Origin of the sequence: Chryseobacterium sp. AG844 (assembly GCF_003182335.1) — a bacterium.
Taxonomy (GTDB): Bacteria; Bacteroidota; Bacteroidia; order Flavobacteriales; family Weeksellaceae; genus Chryseobacterium; species Chryseobacterium cupriresistens.
The window spans coordinates 254347-276608 of sequence record NZ_QGTV01000004.1 but is presented as its reverse complement, the minus strand read 5'-3'; the positions used below and the strand labels follow the sequence as shown (position 1 = coordinate 276608).

Here is a 22262-nt window from a genome sequence, read left to right as displayed (position 1 = left end):
TAATAAAAAGTTATTTCCGTAAAATTTTTTGAGCTATGAGGGCTCAAAATTTTCCAGAATAACTTTTTAACTTACACAGTTAGTGAGACACTACCTTTCAATTTTATAAATAGCAAGACTTTCTGTTTTAGTCTTTTAAAATACAATATCTCACCAGATCAAAATATTCTCCGTCTTTTTTCACTTCTTTTATGAGAACAGCCTCCTTCTTCATTCCTATTTTCTCCATAATTCTTCCGGAAGCAGGATTGTGAAGGAAATGAGTGGCAAAAATTTTATTGAGCTTCAATTCATCAAAGCCAAAATCTATTATCCCTTTTGCAGCCTCGGTTACATACCCTTTGTTCCAGTAAGGAATTCCTATCCAGTAGCCAAGTTCAGCTTTATCATCATCTCTGTCATGCAGCCCGATAGCTCCTATGATTTGCCCCTCTTTATTCCGGATAGCAAACGTATACCCTGTGTTATTTTCAAAAGCCTCTTTTGACATTTCCACCCAGGATCTGGCATCATTTTCCACGTATGGATAAGGAATATTGGAGGTAAGGTCAGAAAAAATCCTATGCTGAAGAAGTTCAACGATAAAAGGGATATCCTTTTCTTCCAGCTGTGAAAGGATCAGTCTTTCGGTTTGTAGTACGGGAAATTTTTCCATTATATTAATTGTAAGATTGAGGAACTAAAGTATCAGCTGGATTCAACCTCAACCTTAATCATTTAAATTTATAAATCTTTTCCGAGGAAATACAGACCTTTCAATGTATGGAGCCTGTCCATCACATGAATCTTATCCGTCAGAGGTTTATAGACATGGGAAACTCCTCCTGTTGCCACTACAAAACAATCATCGTTCACTTCTTCGTTGATACGGCTGACAAAGCCTTCTACCATACCGAGAAAACCATATACCATACCACTTTGCATACAGGTTACCGTATCCAGTCCCAAAACAGATTTTGGTTTCTTCAGTTCGATATCCGGAAGCTGTGCGGTCTGGTTAATCAGTGAATTCAGAGAAGTTACAATTCCCGGAGCGATAATTACTCCTAAAGTCTCCCCTGTTTCTGCTACACAGCTTGCCGTAAGTGCTGTTCCGAAATCTATGACAATCTTCTTTCTGTTTGGGTACAAATTGTGTGCAGCCACCAGGTTTGCATAGATATCGGTTCCCATCTGCTTGGATTTAGCCTGCACTCCGGAAGGTGTATTTCTGTCAACAATCACAGGATTTGTTCCGTGTATTTTTTTGATCCCGGAGCTCATTACTTTGGTAAGCTGAGGTACTACGGATCCGATAATTACCTTATCAATCTCTTTCGGATCAATTTTATAGGTTTGATAGAGCATCAGCATCTGTACATAAAGTTCATCTGCTGTTCTGTAAGGTTTTGTATTGATGACCCACGAAATATCACAATTATCGCCATTGAAAAGACCGAATCTGATATTGCTGTTTCCTACGTTTATTACGATTGAATTCATTGACATATTTTTCAGAAGAAATTCATTGCACAAATTGAAATCCTGCTTATTTTTGAGGCACTAAATTTAATAATTTTAAAAAAAAGAACCTGTCATTATCCAACTAAATTACAATGACACACTTATTTTTTCTTTCCTGAGAACAAATCACTATATTTAATAACACATTATAATTATTCTGATTAACTCATGAAAAAACTGATCCTCGGTACTTTACTATGTCTCAGCATCTCTGTTTTTGCACAATCCGGCAATTCAATGGCAAGCATTTTACAAAAAATAAAGAGTCAGTCGAAAATTGATACTCAGGATAAAACAGTTTATGATCTGATGGATGAGTTTTATCAAAAAAATCTTCAGGCTGACAATGATGAAATGACTCCCGAGTTTACCCACAAACTTCGAAAAGCAGTTTCTGATTCAAATACCAAGAATATACACCTGCTTTATCTTTTTTTGATGTATCAGCAGCATATCAGCCAGGCCGTAGCAGAAGGAAAAAGCCCCAATCCGGTGTTTCAGATAGAAACTATGCATCTTCTGGAAAGCGAAACAAAAGAAGTATATGGAAAGCTTCCGGCAATCATTTACATTTTTAAAGCAGAGGCTTTAGATAGCGGCTCAAAAAAAGAAGAAGCGAAAATGACGGTCGCAAGCGGTTTAAAAGAATATCCGGATTCTGTTCCTTTAAAGGTTTACAGTTATCTAAATACCAAAGATGAAAATTTGAGGAAGGATCTTACCCAAAATCATCCCAATCACTGGATGGTACAGCAATTTGGAATACAATAAAAAAATCCACAGACTCATCTGTGGATTTTTATGTGATATATTTATAATTATTTTACTTCAACAAAATTATTTTCCATATTCACATCTGCAATTCTCTGGCTGAAATCGATTCCCAGGACAGACAATTGGGATTTTGTGTAAGGAATAGTAAGGGTATATTCTTTCTGAGTCCATGGCCAGTAAGGCATTGTTTTAAACTCACCATAAATATCCTTTTCTTTCCATGTGTGGGTCATATTCATCGGAATCTGATAGGTAACAACTTTCTTATCGGTAGTCATCACACCAAAATCAATCGGCATCGGGACCTGACCATTATTAATCAGGGTAATGGTGGTAGATTTCGCATCATACTTTACATCCTTAATTCCGTAATCGATAGTTTTTGTCGTATTGATCCAGTAATTATGGAACCATTTCAAGTCCATCCCCGAAACTTTCTGTGCAATGTGAAGGAAGTCTCTGTCTGAAGGATGCTTCATACTCCACTGGTCATAATATTGCTTTAAGGTTTCGGCAAGATTCTGCTCTCCCATAATATATCCAAGCTGCACCAGATACAACTCTCCTTTGACATAGGATGCATAGGTATAAGATGTACCGTTATCATGATGGTCACCTAACCAAACGGCAGGTTCTTCAATTCCTTTTTTAACAAAATTTCTATAAGCATCTAATCTTTCAACAAAAGGATTCGGAAGATCTTCAGGGAATAACTGATACATGGTATAGCCTTCCGCATAGCTTGTAAAACCTTCATCCATCCAAGGGCGCACGGATTCATTCGTAGCAAGCATCTGCTGATACCATGAGTGAGCCCCCTCATGAGCCATTAATCCCATCAAATCTTTAACACTTTTAGCTTCTCCTAAAATCATGGTACACATCCCGTATTCCATTCCGCCGTCTCCTCCCTGGATAAATGCATAGGTAGGATATACATATTTTCCGAAGTGAGCATTCATGATCTGGAAATACTTCGTGATATAAGGCTGAGCTTCACCCCATGCTTTCGTTTTATCATTTTTCTGATACACCAGATATACTTTCGGGCCTTCCGGAACATTGAAGCTTTCTACAGAATAATCTCTGTCTGCACTCCATGCGAAATCAAGGATATTTTTTGCGGTCCATTTCCAGACCGCTTTCTTGTCTTTTTCTGTTTTTATTTTGGCATTGGCATCGTAGCCTTTTACTTCTGTTGGATTTTCCAGAATTCCTCCTGCTCCCACTACATAATCTTTATTGATTTTAATGGTAACATCAAAATCGGAGAACGGTGCATGGAATTCTCTTCCCAGATAATCGAAAGTGGCCCAGCCATCATAATCGTATTCAGCAATTTTTGGGTACCATTGCGTCATGGTCATGTCTACTCCTTCCCTGTTGTTTCTTCCGCTTCTTCTGATCTGCATAGGAATCACAGCATCCCAATCCATTGTAAAAGTAGTCGTAGAATTAGGCTTGATTGGTTCTGTCAGATACACTTTCATAATGGTTTCCTGAACTTCAAACTTCAGGTCTTTCCCATTTTGTTTAATCCAGTGAATGTTCTGAGCACCTTCCTGGTCTTTTGGAATGGAAGCCAGTCTTGAAATACCGTCTTTTTGAAGTCTCCCATCACCATTTTTTCCCTGTGAAGCTACTCTCTGATCCATCATGGAATTAGGTTTGAAAGCATTCCAGTATAAGTGGAAATAAACCACATTCAGCTCATCGGGTGAATTGTTGGTGTATTCTAAAGTTTGTTTTCCCTGATAGGTAAATTTTTCAGCATTGACATCAATATCCATCTTGTACTTCGCAGCCTGCTGATAATAAGCTCCTTGCTGAGCCTGAAATTGTGAAATGATAAACGCAAAAATGATTGCAGCCGATTTTCTCATTTAAAATTTTATTTTTTCTAAAGGTAGTTAATTTAAGTAAGAACCTCAAATAGGAGTTATTCTGAGGTTTTATTCTGTTTGTTATGGTTTTAGATAGGTTTTAATCTGTATTGTTAAATTCTTTTTTGGAAAATATAAATGGTTAGTTTGATCTGCTTTTCAACAGTTTTTTAATTAAAGTAATCTGTCCCAGATGATAATAGCTGTGTTCAATCATTCCATCGATATTTCTTCGGTAAGTTCCATATTTTTCATCAACGAAAACCTCATCCAGTTGGGAATCCGGCATTTGTTCCAGTAATGATGCAAATTTTTCAGAATCTGCCCATAGCTTATTTAAAAGATCTTCCCATTGTTTTTGAGATTCTATGGGAGGAAGATCAAAACTGAATTGGTCTTTGATTTCAAGACCCCCGCCTTCAAAAACATTAACGATTCCTGCAATATAATAATCAATGTGAAAAGTAAGCATCGCAATGGTATTCAAAGCATCTACTTTTGTTACCGCCTGTTCCCAGGTCACCTCTGAAAGCTGATCTTTAAAATTGGTATTGGCGATCCAGAGACCGTCAAGCAGTACTTCTCTGAATCTTTTTGATAATTGTAAGATTTGGCTCATAATTTTATTTATTAATTTCTAAAATATAACCAGTTTTTTCACCAATATATTGAGGATCCTCCCACAAATTACAAAACTCATCCTTATCATAAACCTTTAAGGTGTCTCCTGGATCTGCTACATAAACTTTTGAATTTTCTATCTTATAAACTACTACGAAGTGTTTAGATTTCCAATAAGCAATACATGGTAAATTTACATTTTTACTCAGATTTAGAAAATCAACCTTTAGTCCTATAGGTTTAAATCCCAGCGATTCCGAGGCATCAGATAATTCAAGCATAGTTGTTCCATTACTATTGACATGAGTCATTTCGCCCAAATACTTTTCTGAATATATTTTTCCATAATACTCAAAAATCATTTTTAAGCAAGCAGGGCCACAGTTATTTTCATTCGTTTGTTGGTAAAAAGGAAAATTTTGTTCTTCTTTTACATTACAACTTGATACAAAAAAAATCATGAGCATAAAAGATACGCTCATGAAATTATTTCTTAATTTATAAAGAAAAGTCATCTTAAAAATGTAATTATTTTTTAGCAGAAGCTTCTTTCTTACCGCTTCTTAAAATCTTCTCAAGGATTCTTAAAGTGATCAGATACGTTGGTTTTACTCCTGTAAGACCCAAACCTCCTGAAGATAATGTACTTCCCGTTTCCAGCGGATTATCCGATGCATAATAGGCATACATGACAAACAAATCCGGTGAAATATGGTGTCTGATCTTGGATGCCACCTGAATAGCTTTCTGGTAGTGTGCTCCTTCCATTTCAAGACCAATAGCTTTCCATGAAGTATTCATAAAATAGGAAAGAATATCTTTATTCTGTAGAGAGGTTCCCAGAACGGTAATCATTGGACCTTCAAAAGCTTTTAATTCATCATCGTTGAAATCTTCCAGCTTTAAGGCATTTTCAAAAGGATAATTATCTGCAGTTCCTTCAAAAATATGAGAAGTAGGGATCATAATATCCCCCTTCGCTCCGGTAAGAATACCTGCTTTACCCATGATGGAAACGGATTTTACATGCATCATGTATACTTCTCCTTTATGTTCAAAAGGTCTCAGCAATTCGTCCATTACTTCAAAAGCCTGCTCTCCGAAAGCATAGTCAAAAACCATTACCACGTCATCACCTGAGAACTTGATGTCTGCAAACGGGGTATTCTTCAGGTCTGTTTTGCTGAGGTCTATGATCTGAACATCAATATTACTTCCGCTCTTGTCTGCAATATGGATCATTCCTTCCTCCAAAGCATATTTTAAAACTTTATCACGAAGTTCTTTCTTGTTGGAGATCTCTTCGTACAGTTTATAATCCACCTCGTGGTGCTGCTTCTTTTTAAGGGCATTATTGGCATACAGCATATTTTTCACCGAGTGCATGTTGGCTGAAATAATATGTAACGGACGCATATGAAGATTATTTTCAAATAAAACCTCTTTCACTTTGTTCGCCCATTTTTCACCAAAATAATGGTGACCTACTCTTTCTTTTAATATAGAACTGAAATGAATCTCTCTTTCTCTGCTTCCTTTTGCATCATCAAGACTTACTTTTGCTAAGTTGTAAATGATTTTGAACAGACGGTCAGGATTATGATCGTCACCAAAAGTATTATAAGCTCTTAAAGTCTCATCAAAAGATCTTCCTATTAAAGAAGAAAGATGAATAAGTGCTACTTCTTTTTCTTTTCTGCTGTATTTCTTTTCACCTTTTACCACTTCCTCAATAATTTTGAAGGCACGTGTCGGCTTCCAGTTTTCATCCTGGATAAATGCCAGATTACGGACTTTGTCAGCTTCTATAAAAAGGAAGGTAAGGTGGGTAAGAATGTCATAAATTTCGGAACGGCCCAAAAGAACCTCAATATTCATCTGGTGTTCGTCTATTCTATAACAGTTTCTTCTTCTTTTCTTGGGAACAATAGGTTCGAAACTTCCTTTATCAAACCCTTCATCAGATGTAAGATGAATAAAAGCACATTCTTCAATTCCTTCCGGAAGTCTGTCCAGTACATACATCAAACCGTCCAATTCCAATTTGCTCGGAATATTCATGGTTCCATAAATTTCCGGATTGATGGTCTTTAACAAACTTCTGATACTTTCTCCTGAAACTCCGCCCGGCTTGAAAAATCCTCTATAAAATAAGTGTCTCATAGAGATGTATAGTCTTTCAATAGCCTCTGTTGTTTCTCTTGCTCTAGAATTTGTCATAAAATAAATTTCACACAAATATACAAAATCTTTGCCCACTTTATTTTAACTGTCTTTTAACAAGTCGTTTAAAACATATCCTTCAGGCTGATGCCTATTTGTTTTTAATACGTCGAGATTTGGCGTCTTCCAAGCCTAAGTTTGTCATATATTCATAATTAAAACATATACAGATGAGCTATCCAAAAAGATTAGGGTTACATACCCAATATCCATCGATGAGAATTTCAAGTCTTGCAGAACAGGAAATATTAACAGTAAAAGATAGGGAAGACGCAGATGTTCTCTTTCTCAATAAAACAGAACTTAATACGGTAAAAACTCTTTTTCAGATTCGTAATGCAAATTATTACAGAAAATATATTAAGCCCATTCAGTTATCTGATTATTCTACAGATATTTTCCCAAAAGAAAGAGTCTTTATTGTGGGAAAAATTTTTCCGGTAATTAATATTCTTTTCAACTACGTAGGGGTAAAAGATGTGGAGCAAAACATCAATCCACTTGTTATAGAAATTGTAGAAGGATCTTCTAGAGTAAAATACTTTGATTCTGCCATACATCATTCAAAATACATTAATATTGATGGGGGTAAAATTAAAATACTCCTTCCCAAAAATTATGTTGGTAATAATTTTCCTCAGTTGATGTATGATTTCCTCACCAACAAAAATTCTGTAGAAAAATATATTGGAGGAGAATTTCCCGATTATGAAACATACAAACTTGCTTTACGAAACAAAGCTATAAAAATAGAAGACTGGAAAGGACAGGATGGTTCATGGCTGACAAAAGACAGGGCAGAAAATAATGATACCTGGAGAAGAGCCTATTCTTATATTATTGAACACAAAATACCAGGAAGACTTGCCCCTTTCAAACAAATTTATGATTTTTACGAGGGCGTGGACTGGAATATTAAAAATCGATTCGGGCATGATGTAAAATGGTGCAAAGGCGCTAAAGGATTGGTAAAAGCATTATCAAACTCACTGGAAGGAGGGAATAGTTTTCTAGCAAATGATGTTGAAACTATTTTAAATGAATTAAATTTAGGGATCTGTGATTTTGCAATAACCAAATTTCATGAGCTTATGTATGGTCAATATGCTAAAACTCCTTTAAAAGGAGACGCCGCTTACCTCTGGGATAAAGAATTTATACAACATGAGCAAGGGGTTGTAGCTCCTCCCATTTATGGAAAAACAAGTTCATCAACTATATCCAGGTTTCAGAATATGGCAGACAAAGACCCTCAGGGTGGATGGCATGGAGCCGGAGCTCAGGCAATTAGTTGGTTCAACGACATTGTTCCGGCATTCGATGATTTTACACCTAATGCTAAAGTAACAGATTCACAGTTTAGAATAGACTTACCGTTATTAATGCTATATTTATACAAGCATAAACCAAAATGGTATGGGTTCAAGGGCAAACTAAATCCAGATGGAACAGTCAATAATGAAATTGTAAAAATTATTAAACCTTATGAAAAATAAATTAAACAGAATTTCTCTTTTTTGGAAAATATGGATTTGTCATATCTTTATATACTTTCCTATCAGAGCTTTATTTTTTTTGTTTCAGCTTGATGAAGCACCAAACCTTACCCAAATTATTAAATCAATTTTAATATCCCCTTTTGCAGGAATCTATGGATTATTTGATAAGTTCCCTTTGGTAATTCTCCTTCAAATGCTGACCATGTTCTTTGTAAACCAGGTGATTTCTTCTAAAAAAATATTACCATATCTCTTCATAACTTTTGGAACTCATGTTTTATTCTATGTATTTGATGTTTATGATATGGATTATTTTAGGCCTTTTCTCTATTCATTTTTTATTTTTCTGCCTATATTTTTATTTATTTTCAGAAAAAATCTCAAAAATTAAGTTAAATAATTGTAATTTTAATTTGATATATCCTGGAAGACAGCAAATACAATTGCTCTTTGCACCGTCCGGACAATTAGCTTCCATACTCCAAGTGCTTCTGAATACAAAACTACAAAACACCCCTGTAAAAAAACACCAAACAATTGTTTATATTATATAAAATCTCAAACAACCCCTAAAATTTTTAGGGTTAAAATGTTTTCAATTCATTTTTTTTGTAAATTTGCGCTGTAAAAAATCAACCCAATTATGTCAACCTTAAGATTCAAAGCATTAGAAACCCTTCCATTTAAGGATTTCAGAAAAGACAACTCTGTTGAGATCCCTGCGAAATTATCAGAGCTATTCTGTAAAAATGTTTTCTCAGAAGAAACCATGAGAGAATATTTAACAAAAGAAGCATTCGGTTCTATCATGGATGCTATTAAAAAAGGAACTAAAATTCAGAGACATATTGCAGATCAGGTAGCTGTAGCGATGAAAGACTGGGCAATGAGCAAAGGTGTAACACACTATACGCACTGGTTTCAGCCTTTGACGGGTACTACTGCAGAAAAGCACGATTCTTTCTTCACTCCAATCGAAGGAGGCAGAGCCATTGAAAGATTCAGTGGAAACATGCTTATCCAGCAGGAGCCGGATGCATCGTCTTTCCCTAACGGAGGTATCAGAAATACTTTTGAAGCAAGAGGTTATACAGCTTGGGACCCTACGTCTCCGGCATTCATTATGGGAACTACATTATGTATTCCTTCCATCTTCATCTCTTATACAGGAGAAACATTAGATTACAAAGCACCTCTTTTGAGAGCTTTGAATGCTGTAGATGAAGCTGCGACTAACGTAATGCAGTATTTTGACAAAAACGTAACGAAGGTAACTCCTACTTTGGGTTGGGAGCAGGAATATTTCCTTGTTGATTCAGCATTATACCAATCTCGTCCTGACCTTGTATTAACAGGTAAGACCTTATTAGGACATTCTCCTGCAAAAGGACAGCAATTGGACGACCACTATTTCGGTTCTATTCCTACAAGAGTAATGAACTTCATGAAAGAGCTGGAAATCGAATGTATGAAATTGGGAATTCCTGCCACAACAAGACACAACGAGGTTGCCCCTAACCAGTTTGAGCTTGCACCAATGTTTGAAGAAGTAAACGTTGCGGTAGACCACAACTCTTTGTTGATGGACATCATGGCAAGAGTAGCACACAAACACCACTTCCATATTCTTTTCCACGAAAAACCATTCGCAGGAGTAAACGGAAGCGGAAAGCACAACAACTGGTCTTTAGCAACAGATACTGGTGAAAACCTGTTAAGCCCTGGAAAAAATCCAAAGAAAAACTTACAGTTCCTGACATTCTTTGTTAACACCATTAAAGCGGTTCACGAATATGCAGATCTTCTAAGAGCAAGTATCGCATCTGCAAGCAATGACCACAGACTTGGTGCCAACGAAGCGCCGCCGGCAATTATTTCCGTATTCATCGGAAGCCAGCTGTTCAGTGTATTGGAAGAACTTGAAAAGGTAACCAGCGGAAAATTATCTCCGGAAGAGAAAACAGAATTAAAATTAAATGTAGTTGGTAAGATTCCTGAAATCCTGTTGGATAACACAGACAGAAACAGAACTTCACCATTTGCATTTACAGGAAATAAATTTGAGATCAGAGCGGTAGGTTCTTCTGCAAACTGTGCAGAGTCTATGACCGTAATGAACACGATTGCAGCTAAACAGCTTAATGATTTCAAGAAAGAAGTGGATGCTTTAATTGAAACCGGTCTTAAGAAAGACGAAGCGATCTTTAATGTATTGAGAGAATACATCAAGCAGTGTAAAAACATTATGTTTGAAGGTGACGGATATTCTGATGACTGGGCGAAAGAAGCTAAGAAAAGAGGATTGAACAACCTTAAGACCACTCCTGAAGCTTTAAAACAGGAAATGGACAAGAAGTTCCTAGACCTTTATGAAGAGATGGGAATTTTCAACCACAGAGAAGTTGAAGCGAGAAACGAGATTAAATTAGAGAAATACTCTACTGTAATTGATATTGAAGCAAGAGTATTAAGTGATATCGCCAGAAACCACATCATTCCATCTGCATTAAATTATCAGAACAGATTAATTGAAAATGTAAAAGGTCTTAAAGATATCTTTGGTGATAAAGAATTTAAAACGCTGGCAAAAGAGCAAATGAGTTTAATTACAAGCATTTCTGAAAATGTTTCTAAAATCAAGCTTGGTGTTGAAGATCTTATCAAAGCCAGAGAGGCTGCAAAAACCATATCAGACAGCCAAAAACAGGCAGAAAACTATTGTAACAAAGTAAAACCATTATTTGATCCTATCAGAGAAGCTTCTGATGCTTTGGAAATGATGGTGGATGATGAGCTTTGGCCAATGACAAAATACAGAGAAATGTTGTTTACCAAATAACACCTGTAAAGTTCCATATTAGTTTAAATTCCCCGGTTTTCCGGGGAATTTTTTTGTTTTTTTAACAGCACTGAAAATTAAGACTTTGAATCACAAAACGTGATATATAGAAGAAAATCGAAGAAGTTTGTTAAAGAATCTTAATAAAAAAAACCGCACACTTACCAAAAAAAGGCTGTTGCGGTTTATTTTTCTTTAACATATGTAAATTATATGTTAAAATGTGTTAAAATAAGATCCTGACAATTATCATATCAGGGGTCTTTTGCTCGGAATCTCTACTTTTGTATTGCTTTTGAAAATAAATATTCCTTTTTAACACGGATAATCAAATATATATGAAGAAAAGAGTTTTGTTTTATTTAGTTGCTTTAGTCTCTACAGTTTCATTGCAATCGTGTGCTACAAATTATGTGGTTTCAAAACCAGCAACTTACACAAAAGAATACAAAACAGATGCCAAACTAGCTTCTATAGATAACAAAAAAATGGAGCAGGATAAGCAAAAACTTATCGACTCATTCCTTGCAGAAAAGGCGGCATCTATTGCTAGTGCTAAAAAAGCAGTTAAGAATTCTGAGATTGCAAAAGCAATCAAACATAATAAAACCATTGACGGTATCCTTGAAGAAGCTGAAACATACCTTGGAACTCCTTACAGATATGGAGGAACAACCAGAAACGGTATCGATTGTTCAGCTTTTGTTCTTTCTGTATTCGGAGCAGCAGCAGGTCTTAGTTTACCTAGAGTAGCTGCATCTCAGGCTCAGGAAGGTGAAAGAATTGAAAAAGGAGAGTTACAGAAGGGAGATTTGATTTTCTTTTCTCATGGAAGAAGAATTTCTCACGTAGGTATTGTAGAAAGTGTTACTGAAGAAGGTGAGATTAAATTCATCCACGCAGCAACATCAAAAGGAGTAATGATTTCTTCACTGAATGATTCTTATTGGGGACCTAAATTCAGATTCGCAAAAAGAGTGATCAACGAAGAAGGAGAAGCTTACAATAACTTAGCAGCAGCTACTCTTCCTACACCCGCAAATTTTTAATTTTATAAATAATTGATTTAAATAATGAAGCCATCAGAATCCTGATGGCTTTTTTATATACACTATTTCGGCTAAATTCCAGCTAAGAAAGGCTGAATATTCAAGAAGGAGAAAAACGGGCTAAAACCCACTCCTATTATTTTAATATTGATAAATTTATAAACAAACAGAACTTAACCAAAGACATCAGCTGTTCTTATCAATTTCAATATCCAGCTTATACAACAGACCATGGATCTCAGAAAGCGAAAATCTGGCCTTTTTAAGCCTGTTTAAAGCCGGATCTATCGAATAATTAACCGAAGTCCTGAAATCTGTTTTTTCCAGATTTGTACCGTCAAAAACGGCGCCCGACAAATCGCAGTTACTGAAGACTGCATTGGACAGATCACATTCACTGAAATCCACCTCAATTAATTTTGAATTTTTGAAAACAGTTTTTTTAACGGATGTCTGATAAAAAACGGAATTGTTTAATAAACTTCCATCAAATGTAAAGGATAATCCGAATGCATTGCAATCATTAAACTGAAGCCCGAACATTTTACATTCTTTAAAAACAACCTCGTGAAAAGCTGTTTTGATCAGTTTTACCATACTGAGATTGCACCCGAGAAATTCACAGTCTGTAAAGCTGAAACCGGATAGATTTCCGTATTCAAAATTACAGTTTCTGAACGTACAGTTTTCGTACTCACTTTTTTCTAAAGGAAGTTGCGTGAAATCTCTGCTCTCGAAATCTTCGTCTGAGAAATAGGATTGTTTCATACAAATTGTTGATGAAGTTGATTTTGAAGATGAATGATCAGCAGAACAATGATAAACTTCCATCATCCAGCTTCCAAACTCTCTCTTTTACACCAAACTGTTCTTATCAGAGTAATTAAGTTTAAAGAAAATAAAAGTCATCATAGAGAATGCCAGTAAAGAACTTCCTCCATAACTGAAATAAGGAAGCGGAATCCCAACTGTCGGGAAAAGCCCCATTACCATTCCCAGATTGATCGAAAAGTGCATCAACAGAATCGAGGCAAAGCAATATCCGAATACACGGTTAAAAGTTGATTTTTGCTGTTCAGAAAGATAATAGATTCTTCCTATGTATACCACATAAGCAAGCACCAGAATAGCACTTCCGATAAATCCCCACTCTTCCCCTACCGCGCAGAAAATATAGTCTGTCTGCTGCTCTGGCACAAATTTCCCCTGGGTTACAGAGCCCTCACGATATCCTTTTCCCCAAAGCCCGCCGGATCCGATCGCTGTTTTGGAATACAAAAGATTGTATCCGGAAGTATCTCTGAATGCCTTTTCTCCTTTGTAAAGAACCTCAATCCTTTCTCTCTGGTGCTTAGGCAGTTTTTCTAAAATATAAGGAGACCCGAAAGCCAGTCCGCACAATAAAAGAATAGAGCCCGTAATTCCTGAAATAGAAATTACATCCCATGACATTCTATGATAATTCATTGCAATCAGCACACCGGCAATCAGCAAAACTGCAACCGCAACATAAACAGGAGGAATAGCCAGCGAGATCAGGAAAACTCCGGCAAAAATAAATCCTATACCAAATAAAAGCCCGCTCAGCCCTTCTCTATATAAAGCAATGAAAAATGCAATAAATACAAGCATGGAGCCCACATCCGGAATAGCAAGAACTACTGCTGCCGGAATACCAACAATGGCTAAAGTAGTCCATAAAGACTTTCTGTTTTTAAGATTAAAATCAGGTCCTGAAACATAATTAGCGAGCATTAAAGCGGTTCCTATTTTGGCGAACTCCACGGGCTGCATGGTAAAACTTCCGAACTTATACCAGTTCTTCTGGCCAAGGATTTCTTTACCAAACGGGAAAAGCCCTATCAGCAGCAGCACACCGCCAATATAAATAATCCCTGCCATATTCTCGAAGAATTTACTTCTGCTGACAAAGATGATAAGCCCAACAAATAATGAGATACAGAAAAAGATCAACTGTTTCTCACCCAGTTTCTGGTCCACACTGTAAATATTTGCAATCGCGAAAATGCAAAGCAGGAAATACAGCCCAAGGCCAAGTTTATCTATTCCTTCTGTCCATTTCATTGCTTCGCAGTTTTTTTAGCAGTGTTATTTTTTTTAGTCTCTTCGTTTATTTTCTTTTGCAGCTTAGCCTTTTGCTGTTTTACCTGCTCCAGGCTATCTTTTATTCTTTTCTGTCTGATTGAGTCAGGTTTAGGATCAATATACAAACCTTTACGTTTCAAATCAGCAATCCACTGCCTTTTGTATTCAGGCATGAAACTCGAGGTAATCATTTTTTTGTAAAGATGTTCTCTTTTCAGATCACCTGTAATATATTTTTCAGCAATCACGGTACAGGCTGGCCCTGCCCAGGTAGCTCCAAATCCTGCATGTTCCATTACTGCTACTACAACAATTTTAGGTTTATCAGCAGGAGCAATCAATACAAAGATGGAATTATCCTTTCCTTGCGGTACCTGTGCAGTACCTGTTTTTGCCAGTTGGGTAAAATCATTGGATTTCAGCCCTCTTGCAGTTCCTCTTAAAACTACAGCTTCCATTCCTTTTAAAACAGGCTCAAAATGTTTTGGATCAACCAGAGTTTTGTGTTTCACTTTAAATCTTGGGTCTGGATTTGGCTTTCCATCAATTGCTTTTACGATATGAGGAGTATAATACCATCCTCTGTTAGCAATAGCCGCTACATAATTGGCCAGCTGAATAGGAGTTACCAAAACATCTCCCTGTCCCATTCCGTTATAAATGGCACCCGTAGACATTTCATCCCAGTTTTTAAAATCAGTTCTCTGGGAACCGCTTGCCTTCATGATCGCTTTAAATCTTCTCTCGTAAAAATCTCCTGAAGGTATTCTCCCCTTTGCCCCAACAGCAAAGTCATTATTCAAGAATTCTCCAACTCCGAAACTGCTCATGATTTTTTTCCACTCATCAACACCTTTTGAAGGGTTTCCCGGATATTTTTTGATAATGGCAATAAATGCATAGGTGAAAAAACAGTTACTCGAAACCTGGATGGATGGGATAAGCGGATCTGCTCCACCATGGCCTTTAATTCTTTTTCCTTTATAGAAGAATCCGCCGCCACAAGGAAAAATAGTTTTTTCATCCATTACCCCCATCTGCATGGCCGCTAAGGCAGTCAATAGTTTGAAAGTGGATCCCGGAGGATATCCAGCCTGTAACGCACGGTCAAAAGTAGGTTTATTTTCATAAAGCGTATCTTTTGAAAGGGCATATAGGTTTTTTGATTTATTAGGGCCTGTAAAAAGGTTCGGGTCAATGTCCGGTCCGGTTGCAGAAACCAAAACTTCTCCGTTATTAGGATCTAAAGCTACAATTGCACCATGCTTATTGACCAGCATTTCTTCAGCGGTCCTCTGAAGGTCGTAATCAATCGTTAATGTGATATCTTTACCCGTAATGACGTCTTTATCCAGGGCTCCGTTTTTATAAGAGCCTATGTTCCTGAGCCTGATATCTTTCTGGATATATTTCACACCTTTTACGCCACGAAGTTCTTTTTCGTAGGATTTTTCAACCCCTGTTTTTCCAATGAAATCTCCCGGTAAATAGTATAGTGAATCTTTTTTAATATCTCTTTCATTCACCTCACTTGTATACCCCAGAAGGTTCCCGGATGTGGAAACTTCGTACTGACGCTGAGGTCTGGATACAATGTTGAATGCTGGATACTTAAAAATAATTTCCTGAACTCTGGCAATATCTTCTCTGCTGAGGTCCTTAATGAAGGTCATCGGGGTCAGCTTTGAATAATATTTTTCTTTTTTGATCACATTGATTTTATTGATAAAATCCTGTTTTGTAATTTTCATTAAACTACAAAACGCCAGTGTATCAAAGTCAGGTTTCATCAAAGCCTGGGTAAACGAAATTTCATAAGCAGGCTGATTACCCACCATGATTTTACCATTTCTGTCAAAAATTACCCCACGCTGTGGAATAACATATTCTGTTTTAATGGAGGTGTTGGCCGCATTCAGCGCATAACGGTCTGTAAACAGCTGCAAATAGGCAAGTCTCGCCACAAAAATAAGAGCGATGACAACAAGAATGGAAAAAATTTTTAAATAACGTGTGTTCAAACTTTTTGTTTGATTTTAAATATTAATGCGTAGATGACTATAAAGATAAATGAAATTACACTTGTTACCAACACATTAAATAATATTTCAAAAAACCTGCTAAACTTAAAGAACTCGATATACTGTACTAAAAGCTGATGCAGGAAAATGCTTGAAAATAAAAACAGCAAAAACTGCGCCCATTGAAGGGACTGAAATGAGAAAAAGTCCGTAGACGTATCTGTGGAAGTCCTGAAGATCAACGTTCTGAAATAGGCAATTAACGTTGTTGCAAATGCATTGATTCCCCACGAATAAAGAAAACCGTCAATAGACAATCCTATTAAAAAACTCAATGCCAGGAATTGAAATTTGTTTCTGAAAAACGGATAGAACATGACAAATACAGGATATAATACCGGAGTATATTTCCCGAAAAGCGTAATCCTGTTCAATACAAATATCTGTAATGCAACAAGAAAGATCATGATCAATATATCGGTAAATAAAGTCCTGCTAATCATTTTCCTTTTTTATTACAGCCTGCATAGTGTCCTGAATCTTCTGCACTTCTGCTTTCTTAAGATTCTTCACTACATACACTTTATTCAACGTTCCCATTTTTTCACTCAGCTCTACGGAAATATCCCAGAAGCCGGTTTTATTATCTACAGAGTATCCTGCAATGGTACCAATGGTAACTCCCTTAGGAAAAATAGCAGATTTACCATCTGTAACAACAGTATCACCTACTTTTAGTGCAACATATTTTGGAATATCCGACAGGTGCATTACCCTTGAGTTATCTCCGTTCCATGTTAAAGTACCAAAATACCCTGAGTTTTTAAGTGCTGCATTAATTCTTATCTTGTTGACACTTAACACGGATTGAACCAATGCATAACTATCTGTAGAATTGATTACAATTCCCGCAATACCTCTCGGCGCCATTACTCCCATTTGAGGAAAGACTCCGTCTCTACGGCCACGGTTGATTGTAAAATAGTTATTTCTTCTGTTGATACTGTTGAAAACAATCTCTCCATCAACAAAGGTATAGATCTGCCCGCCACCAATGGTATCATGAACTCTTTTGAAAACAGGATTTTTTTCTCCGTCTTTTCCATAGAGCTCAGTCATAAGGGCTTTATTCTGAACCACAAGATCTTCATTGATCTGTTTTAGCTTCAGATAAGAAACTCCTTCATCAATATATCCGGAAACCCAGGAATTAAACGCAGCCGTTTGGCCCGCAATCCAGGATCTCTGCATGGCATTTCTTGAGAATATCAAAACCAGAGCAATAATTTGCAGGAATATAAAGAAGACGAAAAGAGTATTCTTCGAAAATAATCTCAGCAAAAATCCCATTCAGATATAAAGTCGTAAAAAGTTAAAATTATTTAATTAAGAAATTGAATTTATCCATATTCTTAAGGGCAATACCTGTTCCACGAACCACAGCTCTCAACGGATCTTCAGCTACAAACACAGGAAGACCTGTTTTTTTGTGAATTCTGTCCGCAAGACCTCTTAATAACGCTCCTCCTCCTGCAAGATAAATACCTGTTTTGTAAATATCTGCAGCCAATTCCGGTGGTGTAAGAGATAATGTTTCCATTACGGCATCTTCAATTCTGATGATTGATTTATCTAATGCACGTGCAATCTCTTTGTATCCAACCATAATTTCTTTAGGTTTACCCGTAATAAGGTCTCTACCCTGTACCGGGATATCTTCGATGTCTACATCAAGATCTTCTACTGCAGAACCTACTTCAATTTTGATTCTTTCAGCTGTTCTTTCCCCGATATAAAGGTTATGGTGAGTTCTTAAGTAATAGGCAATATCATTGGTAAATACGTCTCCGGCAATCTTCACAGATTTATCACATACAATACCTCCCAAAGCTACCACTGCAATTTCCGTAGTACCACCACCTATATCGATGATCATATTTCCTTCAGGCTTTTGTACATCAATCCCTACCCCAATTGCAGCAGCCATTGGTTCGTAGATTAATCTTACTTCTTTTGCGTTTACTTTCTGGGCAGAGTCTCTTACCGCTCTTTTTTCAACTTCAGTGATACCAGAAGGGATACAGATTACAATTCGTAATGCCGGTTGAATGAATTTACCTTTAATTCCAGGAATTTTCTTGATGAATTCCTTGATCATGTGTTCAGAAGCGTGGAAATCAGCAATAACTCCATCTTTCAAAGGACGGATGGTTTTGATATCCTCGTGAGTTTTACCTTGCATATGCTTAGCCTGTTCCCCTACAGCAATGGGTTTACCCGTAGAACGTTCAATTGCAACAATTGACGGTTGATCTATAACAATTTTATTATTATGGATAATAAGGGTATTAGCCGTTCCCAGGTCTATCGCAATTTCTTGCGTAAACATATCAAATAAACTCATATTTTTCTTCTGATTTTAAGATTACAAAGATATAAATTTAAGACTACTAAAGAAATTTCCCACCAACTTAATTTGGTTAAAATTTTATTAAAATTTATAATTCTTTATTAACTTTCAATTTAGACATTTACAGAGTTTGATTTCAACTAAAATTAATGGGATGTTAAAAGGGCTGAAAAGCGAATTAGCAAAAGGGTAAAAAGACTAAGAAAGCTCAACAAAAAAGCATCAATAAAACTTAAAAAGTGTAACAGCTTTTTTACAACATGCCATTTTTGACTTTTTAGAGTTTCGCCTTTTGCGGCATTCCCTTTTATAGTTTTTTACGATAATTATCATATACACTATCTGAGAAAGGTTAATGAAAAAAATCGTAAATTTGCCACTGCTTATGTTACAGTATTCCAACATTCATCGAACGTCAAATTTTGCCGTGCTTTCAATAAGCTACGAGAAAGCCGACGTAGAAACGAGAGGAAAGTTTGCATTCTTTGATGAGAACATCAAAAACTTTGTTTCCAGAGTCCATCAGGAAGATCTGGGCGATGCATTTGTGGTTTCCACCTGTAACAGGACCGAAATCTATACCACTTCTCCCAATTATCTTTTAGTAGCTGAAGAGTATTGCAAAACCATTGGAGTACAACTTACCGATTTTCTTCAGTTCGCCAATATTCTGACCAAAGAGGAAGCTTTGATTCATCTTTTCAGAGTAGCGGCAGGCCTTGAAAGCCAGATTATCGGAGACTTTGAAATTATCGGGCAGATTAAAAAAGCATACAGCCGTTTCAAAAAAGAAAGACAAAATTCGAATCCTTATCTGGAAAGAGCCATTAATGCTGCGATTCAGATTTCGAAAAGAATAAAAAATGAAACCGGCATTTCGAATGGCGCAGCTTCTGTTTCTTATGCTGCCGTTCATTATATTTTAAACAACCAGAAAAGGATTACTGAAAAAAACATCCTTCTTTTGGGGGTAGGCGAAATAGGACAGAATACCGTTGAAAACCTGGTAAAGCATGTCTACCAGCCGAAAATTAAAATTGCCAACAGAACTCAGGAGAAAGCCGAAAAGATTTCCCAGAAATACAATATTCCTCATGTTGATTATTCTGATTTTGACCAGGAATTAAAAAATACAGATATTCTTATTGTAGCAACAGGAGCCAAGCATCCTATTGTCAACCGGTCTCATTTCCCTAATGGAAAAGAAACACTGATCATTGACCTTTCCATTCCTCATAACGTTGAAAAGAATGTTACTGAAAATAAAAACGTAACTCTGATTGATGTGGATGAGCTTTCAAAACAGATTCAGGAAACGATTCAACAGCGCGAAAGAGAAATCCCGAAAGCTGAAAAAATCATTAAGGAACTGATGAAAGACTTTATTGAATGGGAGAAAAAGAGAAAGCTTGCCCCTAATATTCATCATTTCAAAGCCGTTCTAAAGAACATGGAGCGTAATGAAATGCATAATTTCTACAAAAAAAATAAATACATAAACATCACGGACATGGAACTTTCTGATAAAATGATCCAGAAAATCACCAACCGTTTTGCAAAATATATCATCGATAATCCTTTAAAAGCCGAAGAAATTAGTAAATTAATGCACGAAATATTAGTTGAACAACCAAACAACGAATTCAATGAAAAGCATTAGAATCGGAACGAGAAATTCCGCACTTGCACTTTGGCAGGCTAGAGAGGTTGCGAGGCACCTTCAGAACAACAATTATTTAACGGAAATTGTTCCTATCGTTTCTTCTGGCGATAAGAACCTTAATCAGCCGCTTTATTCTTTAGGAATTACCGGGGTTTTCACAAGAGATCTTGATATTGCCCTATTGAATGATGAAATTGATATTGCCGTACATTCTTTAAAAGATGTTCCCACTCAATTGCCTCAAAATATTGAGATGATCGCTTATCTGGAAAGAGATTATCCACAGGATATCCTGATCAGAAAAGAATCTGCAAGGAATAAAGAATTCCATGAGCTTAAACTTGCCACCAGCAGTTTGAGAAGAAGAGCTTTCTGGCTGAGAAATTATCCTACCGCTGAGTTTTCGGATATCAGGGGAAATATTCAAACCAGACTTCAAAAACTGGAAGAAGGAGATTTCGATGCTACGATCTTATCTTTGGCAGGCATCAAAAGAATGAAAATGGAAATTGATTACGAAATGCTTCCATTAATGATTTCTGCGCCATCACAAGGCGTAATCTCTGTAGCCGGACATACCGATAAACCGGAGATCAATGAAATTGTGCGCCAGATCAATCATCAACAGACACAAATCTGTGTAGAGATTGAAAGAAACTTCCTGAGCACTTTAGAAGGAGGCTGTACTGCACCTATCGGGGCTTTTGCAGAAATTATCGGCGACCAGATCCGCTTCAAAGCAGCACTTTGCTCTCTGGACGGTAAAAACTGTATTGCTGTAGATGAAAACTTTGTCTATACTCCAAATGAGAATTTTGGAGAAAAGTTTGCAAAAGTTGTTCTTGAGAACGGAGGAAAAGAATTAATGGCAGAAATCAAAAGCCAGATCTGATAGTTCAGATTTATATTTTTATATTCCTTTAGCAACACTTTTTCATTTTCTTAATTTTACAGACATGAAAATCTTATTTACCAAAAATATAGACCCATCTATTATATCCAAAGAATTAGGAGAGGATATTTTGGTTGACTGTGTTGAGGTAATTAAGACCAGCCCTATTATGATCAATCCTTTTGATCTGAAAAACTACTCTCTGATTTTTACCAGCGTCAATGGAGTTGCTTCTTTTTTTAAAAACAGATTCAAACCCAATGAAGATTTTACTGCAAAAAACTATAACAAAATCTATTGTGTAGGTGAAAAGACCAAAAGAGAGCTGAGGAAACATGGTTTTGGAACATTTAAGGTACTGAAAAATGCTGAAACTCTTTCGCGATTCATTATCGGAAAATGCCAGCACGAGCAATTCCTGCACTTCTGTGGCAATCTTGCCATCAATGTTCTGGACAAAGACCTTCCGTTACAAAACATTAAGTACAAAAAAGTTACCATTTATAATACTGAGGAAACTCATCCTGTAATAACTGAAAAATATCATGCTGCAGTATTTTTTAGTCCGAGCGGAGTTCGTAGTTTTGCAAGGCGAAATTCTCTGGAAGGCATGAAGCTTTTTTCCATTGGCGGAACCACTTCCGGTGAGCTGAGAAATTATACGCAGGAAGAAATTTTTACTTCGGAAGAAAATACCCTGACATCGATATTTGCATTGATCAGAAAAGAAATCGGAAGTAGGATTTAGAATCTGTTACCGGATGCCGGTAATATTAGTT

The 22262-nt window shown here is 36.5% G+C and carries 20 protein-coding genes; 8 read left to right on the top strand and 12 right to left on the bottom strand.

All coding sequences use genetic code 11. From position 1 onward, the window contains the following. Window positions 1–127 precede the first annotated feature (127 nt). Together DEU40_RS06845 and DEU40_RS06840 are read right to left on the bottom strand one after the other, a co-directional pair. Entirely contained in the window at window positions 128–655 is a 528-nt protein-coding gene (locus tag DEU40_RS06845; RefSeq protein ID WP_110009142.1) for a GNAT family N-acetyltransferase, read from the bottom strand. Window positions 656–723: 68 nt separating this feature from the next. Beyond that, window positions 724–1482, bottom strand: a complete 759-nt coding sequence (locus tag DEU40_RS06840) for a type III pantothenate kinase (protein WP_110009141.1) — start codon at window positions 1480–1482, stop codon at window positions 724–726. A 189-nt stretch (window positions 1483–1671) separates the two neighbouring features. Here DEU40_RS06840 and DEU40_RS06835 point away from each other — a divergent pair, with 189 nt between their 5' ends. Next, the gene (locus DEU40_RS06835; protein ID WP_137904450.1) at window positions 1672–2274 is read left to right on the top strand and encodes a hypothetical protein; all 603 of its coding nucleotides are present in this window, start codon (window positions 1672–1674) and stop codon (window positions 2272–2274) included. A gap of 47 nt (window positions 2275–2321) precedes the next feature. On the opposite strand, the gene DEU40_RS06830 is transcribed toward DEU40_RS06835, so the two are convergent. The 4 genes from DEU40_RS06830 to DEU40_RS06815 all read right to left on the bottom strand — a co-directional run bounded on the left by DEU40_RS06830 (window position 2322) and on the right by DEU40_RS06815 (window position 7001). Further along, complete coding sequence (locus DEU40_RS06830) at window positions 2322–4160, bottom strand: M1 family metallopeptidase (protein ID WP_110009139.1); 1839 nt, start codon at window positions 4158–4160, stop codon at window positions 2322–2324. A gap of 142 nt (window positions 4161–4302) precedes the next feature. Beyond that, on the bottom strand, window positions 4303–4779 hold the full coding sequence (locus DEU40_RS06825) for a DinB family protein (protein ID WP_110009138.1): 477 nt from the start codon (window positions 4777–4779) through the stop codon (window positions 4303–4305). 4 nt (window positions 4780–4783) lie between these two features. Beyond that, window positions 4784–5263: a cysteine peptidase family C39 domain-containing protein gene (locus tag DEU40_RS06820; RefSeq protein WP_171006245.1), complete on the bottom strand. Its 480-nt coding sequence runs from the start codon at window positions 5261–5263 to the stop codon at window positions 4784–4786. A gap of 46 nt (window positions 5264–5309) precedes the next feature. Then, complete coding sequence (locus DEU40_RS06815; RefSeq protein ID WP_110009136.1) at window positions 5310–7001, bottom strand: DUF6909 family protein; 1692 nt, start codon at window positions 6999–7001, stop codon at window positions 5310–5312. A gap of 173 nt (window positions 7002–7174) precedes the next feature. Here DEU40_RS06815 and DEU40_RS06810 point away from each other — a divergent pair, with 173 nt between their 5' ends. The 4 genes from DEU40_RS06810 to DEU40_RS06795 all read left to right on the top strand — a co-directional run bounded on the left by DEU40_RS06810 (window position 7175) and on the right by DEU40_RS06795 (window position 12391). Then, window positions 7175–8500 carry a hypothetical protein gene (locus tag DEU40_RS06810; protein WP_110009135.1) on the top strand — a complete coding sequence of 442 codons (1326 nt, stop codon included), beginning with the start codon at window positions 7175–7177 and terminating at the stop codon, window positions 8498–8500. Next, on the top strand, window positions 8490–8894 hold the full coding sequence (locus tag DEU40_RS06805; protein WP_110009134.1) for a hypothetical protein: 405 nt from the start codon (window positions 8490–8492) through the stop codon (window positions 8892–8894). Before DEU40_RS06810 ends, DEU40_RS06805 begins: the two co-directional genes overlap by 11 nt. A gap of 252 nt (window positions 8895–9146) precedes the next feature. Next, complete coding sequence (locus DEU40_RS06800) at window positions 9147–11342, top strand: glutamine synthetase III (RefSeq protein WP_110009133.1); 2196 nt, start codon at window positions 9147–9149, stop codon at window positions 11340–11342. Window positions 11343–11680: 338 nt separating this feature from the next. Continuing rightward, a complete protein-coding gene (locus tag DEU40_RS06795; RefSeq protein WP_110009132.1) occupies window positions 11681–12391 on the top strand; it encodes a C40 family peptidase in 711 nt (236 codons plus the stop codon). A gap of 186 nt (window positions 12392–12577) precedes the next feature. Here the strand turns inward: DEU40_RS06795 and DEU40_RS06790 are convergent, their stop codons facing one another. The 6 genes from DEU40_RS06790 to DEU40_RS06765 form a co-directional block, all read right to left on the bottom strand. Further along, on the bottom strand, window positions 12578–13159 hold the full coding sequence (locus DEU40_RS06790; RefSeq protein ID WP_110009131.1) for a pentapeptide repeat-containing protein: 582 nt from the start codon (window positions 13157–13159) through the stop codon (window positions 12578–12580). Window positions 13160–13246: 87 nt separating this feature from the next. Beyond that, window positions 13247–14476, bottom strand: a complete 1230-nt coding sequence (gene rodA, locus DEU40_RS06785; protein ID WP_110009130.1) for a rod shape-determining protein RodA — start codon at window positions 14474–14476, stop codon at window positions 13247–13249. Beyond that, window positions 14473–16518: a peptidoglycan D,D-transpeptidase FtsI family protein gene (locus DEU40_RS06780; RefSeq protein ID WP_110009129.1), complete on the bottom strand. Its 2046-nt coding sequence runs from the start codon at window positions 16516–16518 to the stop codon at window positions 14473–14475. The genes rodA and DEU40_RS06780 overlap by 4 nt, the downstream gene beginning before the upstream one ends. Then, complete coding sequence (locus DEU40_RS06775) at window positions 16515–17021, bottom strand: hypothetical protein (protein WP_002982456.1); 507 nt, start codon at window positions 17019–17021, stop codon at window positions 16515–16517. Before DEU40_RS06775 ends, DEU40_RS06780 begins: the two co-directional genes overlap by 4 nt. Beyond that, on the bottom strand, window positions 17014–17868 hold the full coding sequence (gene mreC / locus DEU40_RS06770; protein WP_110009128.1) for a rod shape-determining protein MreC: 855 nt from the start codon (window positions 17866–17868) through the stop codon (window positions 17014–17016). The genes DEU40_RS06775 and mreC overlap by 8 nt, the downstream gene beginning before the upstream one ends. Window positions 17869–17896: 28 nt before the next feature. Beyond that, window positions 17897–18922 (bottom strand): rod shape-determining protein, encoded by a 1026-nt coding sequence (locus DEU40_RS06765; RefSeq protein ID WP_045491741.1) that lies wholly within the window; start codon window positions 18920–18922, stop codon window positions 17897–17899. Window positions 18923–19313: 391 nt separating this feature from the next. Here DEU40_RS06765 and hemA point away from each other — a divergent pair, with 391 nt between their 5' ends. The 3 genes from hemA to DEU40_RS06750 all read left to right on the top strand — a co-directional run bounded on the left by hemA (window position 19314) and on the right by DEU40_RS06750 (window position 22231). Continuing rightward, window positions 19314–20588, top strand: coding sequence for a glutamyl-tRNA reductase (gene hemA, locus DEU40_RS06760; RefSeq protein WP_110009152.1), 1275 nt, complete (start codon window positions 19314–19316; stop codon window positions 20586–20588). After that, window positions 20575–21483 carry a hydroxymethylbilane synthase gene (hemC, locus tag DEU40_RS06755; RefSeq protein ID WP_110009127.1) on the top strand — a complete coding sequence of 303 codons (909 nt, stop codon included), beginning with the start codon at window positions 20575–20577 and terminating at the stop codon, window positions 21481–21483. The genes hemA and hemC overlap by 14 nt, the downstream gene beginning before the upstream one ends. A gap of 64 nt (window positions 21484–21547) precedes the next feature. Beyond that, window positions 21548–22231: a uroporphyrinogen-III synthase gene (locus DEU40_RS06750; protein WP_110009126.1), complete on the top strand. Its 684-nt coding sequence runs from the start codon at window positions 21548–21550 to the stop codon at window positions 22229–22231. The last annotated feature ends 31 nt before the right edge of the window (window positions 22232–22262 follow it).

Excerpts from the sequence above, each read along its gene's own strand:
- DEU40_RS06845 (WP_110009142.1), bottom strand. The coding sequence starts at position 655 with ATGGAAAAATTTCCCGTACTACAAACCGAAAGACTGATCCTTTCACAG.
- DEU40_RS06840 (WP_110009141.1), bottom strand. The coding sequence starts at position 1,482 with ATGAATTCAATCGTAATAAACGTAGGAAACAGCAATATCAGATTCGGT.
- DEU40_RS06835 (WP_137904450.1), top strand. The coding sequence starts at position 1,672 with ATGAAAAAACTGATCCTCGGTACTTTACTATGTCTCAGCATCTCTGTT.
- DEU40_RS06830 (WP_110009139.1), bottom strand. The coding sequence starts at position 4,160 with ATGAGAAAATCGGCTGCAATCATTTTTGCGTTTATCATTTCACAATTT.
- DEU40_RS06825 (WP_110009138.1), bottom strand. The coding sequence starts at position 4,779 with ATGAGCCAAATCTTACAATTATCAAAAAGATTCAGAGAAGTACTGCTT.
- DEU40_RS06820 (WP_171006245.1), bottom strand. The coding sequence starts at position 5,263 with ATGAGCGTATCTTTTATGCTCATGATTTTTTTTGTATCAAGTTGTAAT.
- DEU40_RS06815 (WP_110009136.1), bottom strand. The coding sequence starts at position 7,001 with ATGACAAATTCTAGAGCAAGAGAAACAACAGAGGCTATTGAAAGACTA.
- DEU40_RS06810 (WP_110009135.1), top strand. The coding sequence starts at position 7,175 with ATGAGCTATCCAAAAAGATTAGGGTTACATACCCAATATCCATCGATG.
- DEU40_RS06805 (WP_110009134.1), top strand. The coding sequence starts at position 8,490 with ATGAAAAATAAATTAAACAGAATTTCTCTTTTTTGGAAAATATGGATT.
- DEU40_RS06800 (WP_110009133.1), top strand. The coding sequence starts at position 9,147 with ATGTCAACCTTAAGATTCAAAGCATTAGAAACCCTTCCATTTAAGGAT.
- DEU40_RS06795 (WP_110009132.1), top strand. The coding sequence starts at position 11,681 with ATGAAGAAAAGAGTTTTGTTTTATTTAGTTGCTTTAGTCTCTACAGTT.
- DEU40_RS06790 (WP_110009131.1), bottom strand. The coding sequence starts at position 13,159 with ATGAAACAATCCTATTTCTCAGACGAAGATTTCGAGAGCAGAGATTTC.
- rodA (WP_110009130.1), bottom strand. The coding sequence starts at position 14,476 with ATGAAATGGACAGAAGGAATAGATAAACTTGGCCTTGGGCTGTATTTC.
- DEU40_RS06775 (WP_002982456.1), bottom strand. The coding sequence starts at position 17,021 with ATGATTAGCAGGACTTTATTTACCGATATATTGATCATGATCTTTCTT.
- mreC (WP_110009128.1), bottom strand. The coding sequence starts at position 17,868 with ATGGGATTTTTGCTGAGATTATTTTCGAAGAATACTCTTTTCGTCTTC.
- DEU40_RS06765 (WP_045491741.1), bottom strand. The coding sequence starts at position 18,922 with ATGAGTTTATTTGATATGTTTACGCAAGAAATTGCGATAGACCTGGGA.
- hemA (WP_110009152.1), top strand. The coding sequence starts at position 19,314 with ATGTTACAGTATTCCAACATTCATCGAACGTCAAATTTTGCCGTGCTT.
- hemC (WP_110009127.1), top strand. The coding sequence starts at position 20,575 with ATGAAAAGCATTAGAATCGGAACGAGAAATTCCGCACTTGCACTTTGG.
- DEU40_RS06750 (WP_110009126.1), top strand. The coding sequence starts at position 21,548 with ATGAAAATCTTATTTACCAAAAATATAGACCCATCTATTATATCCAAA.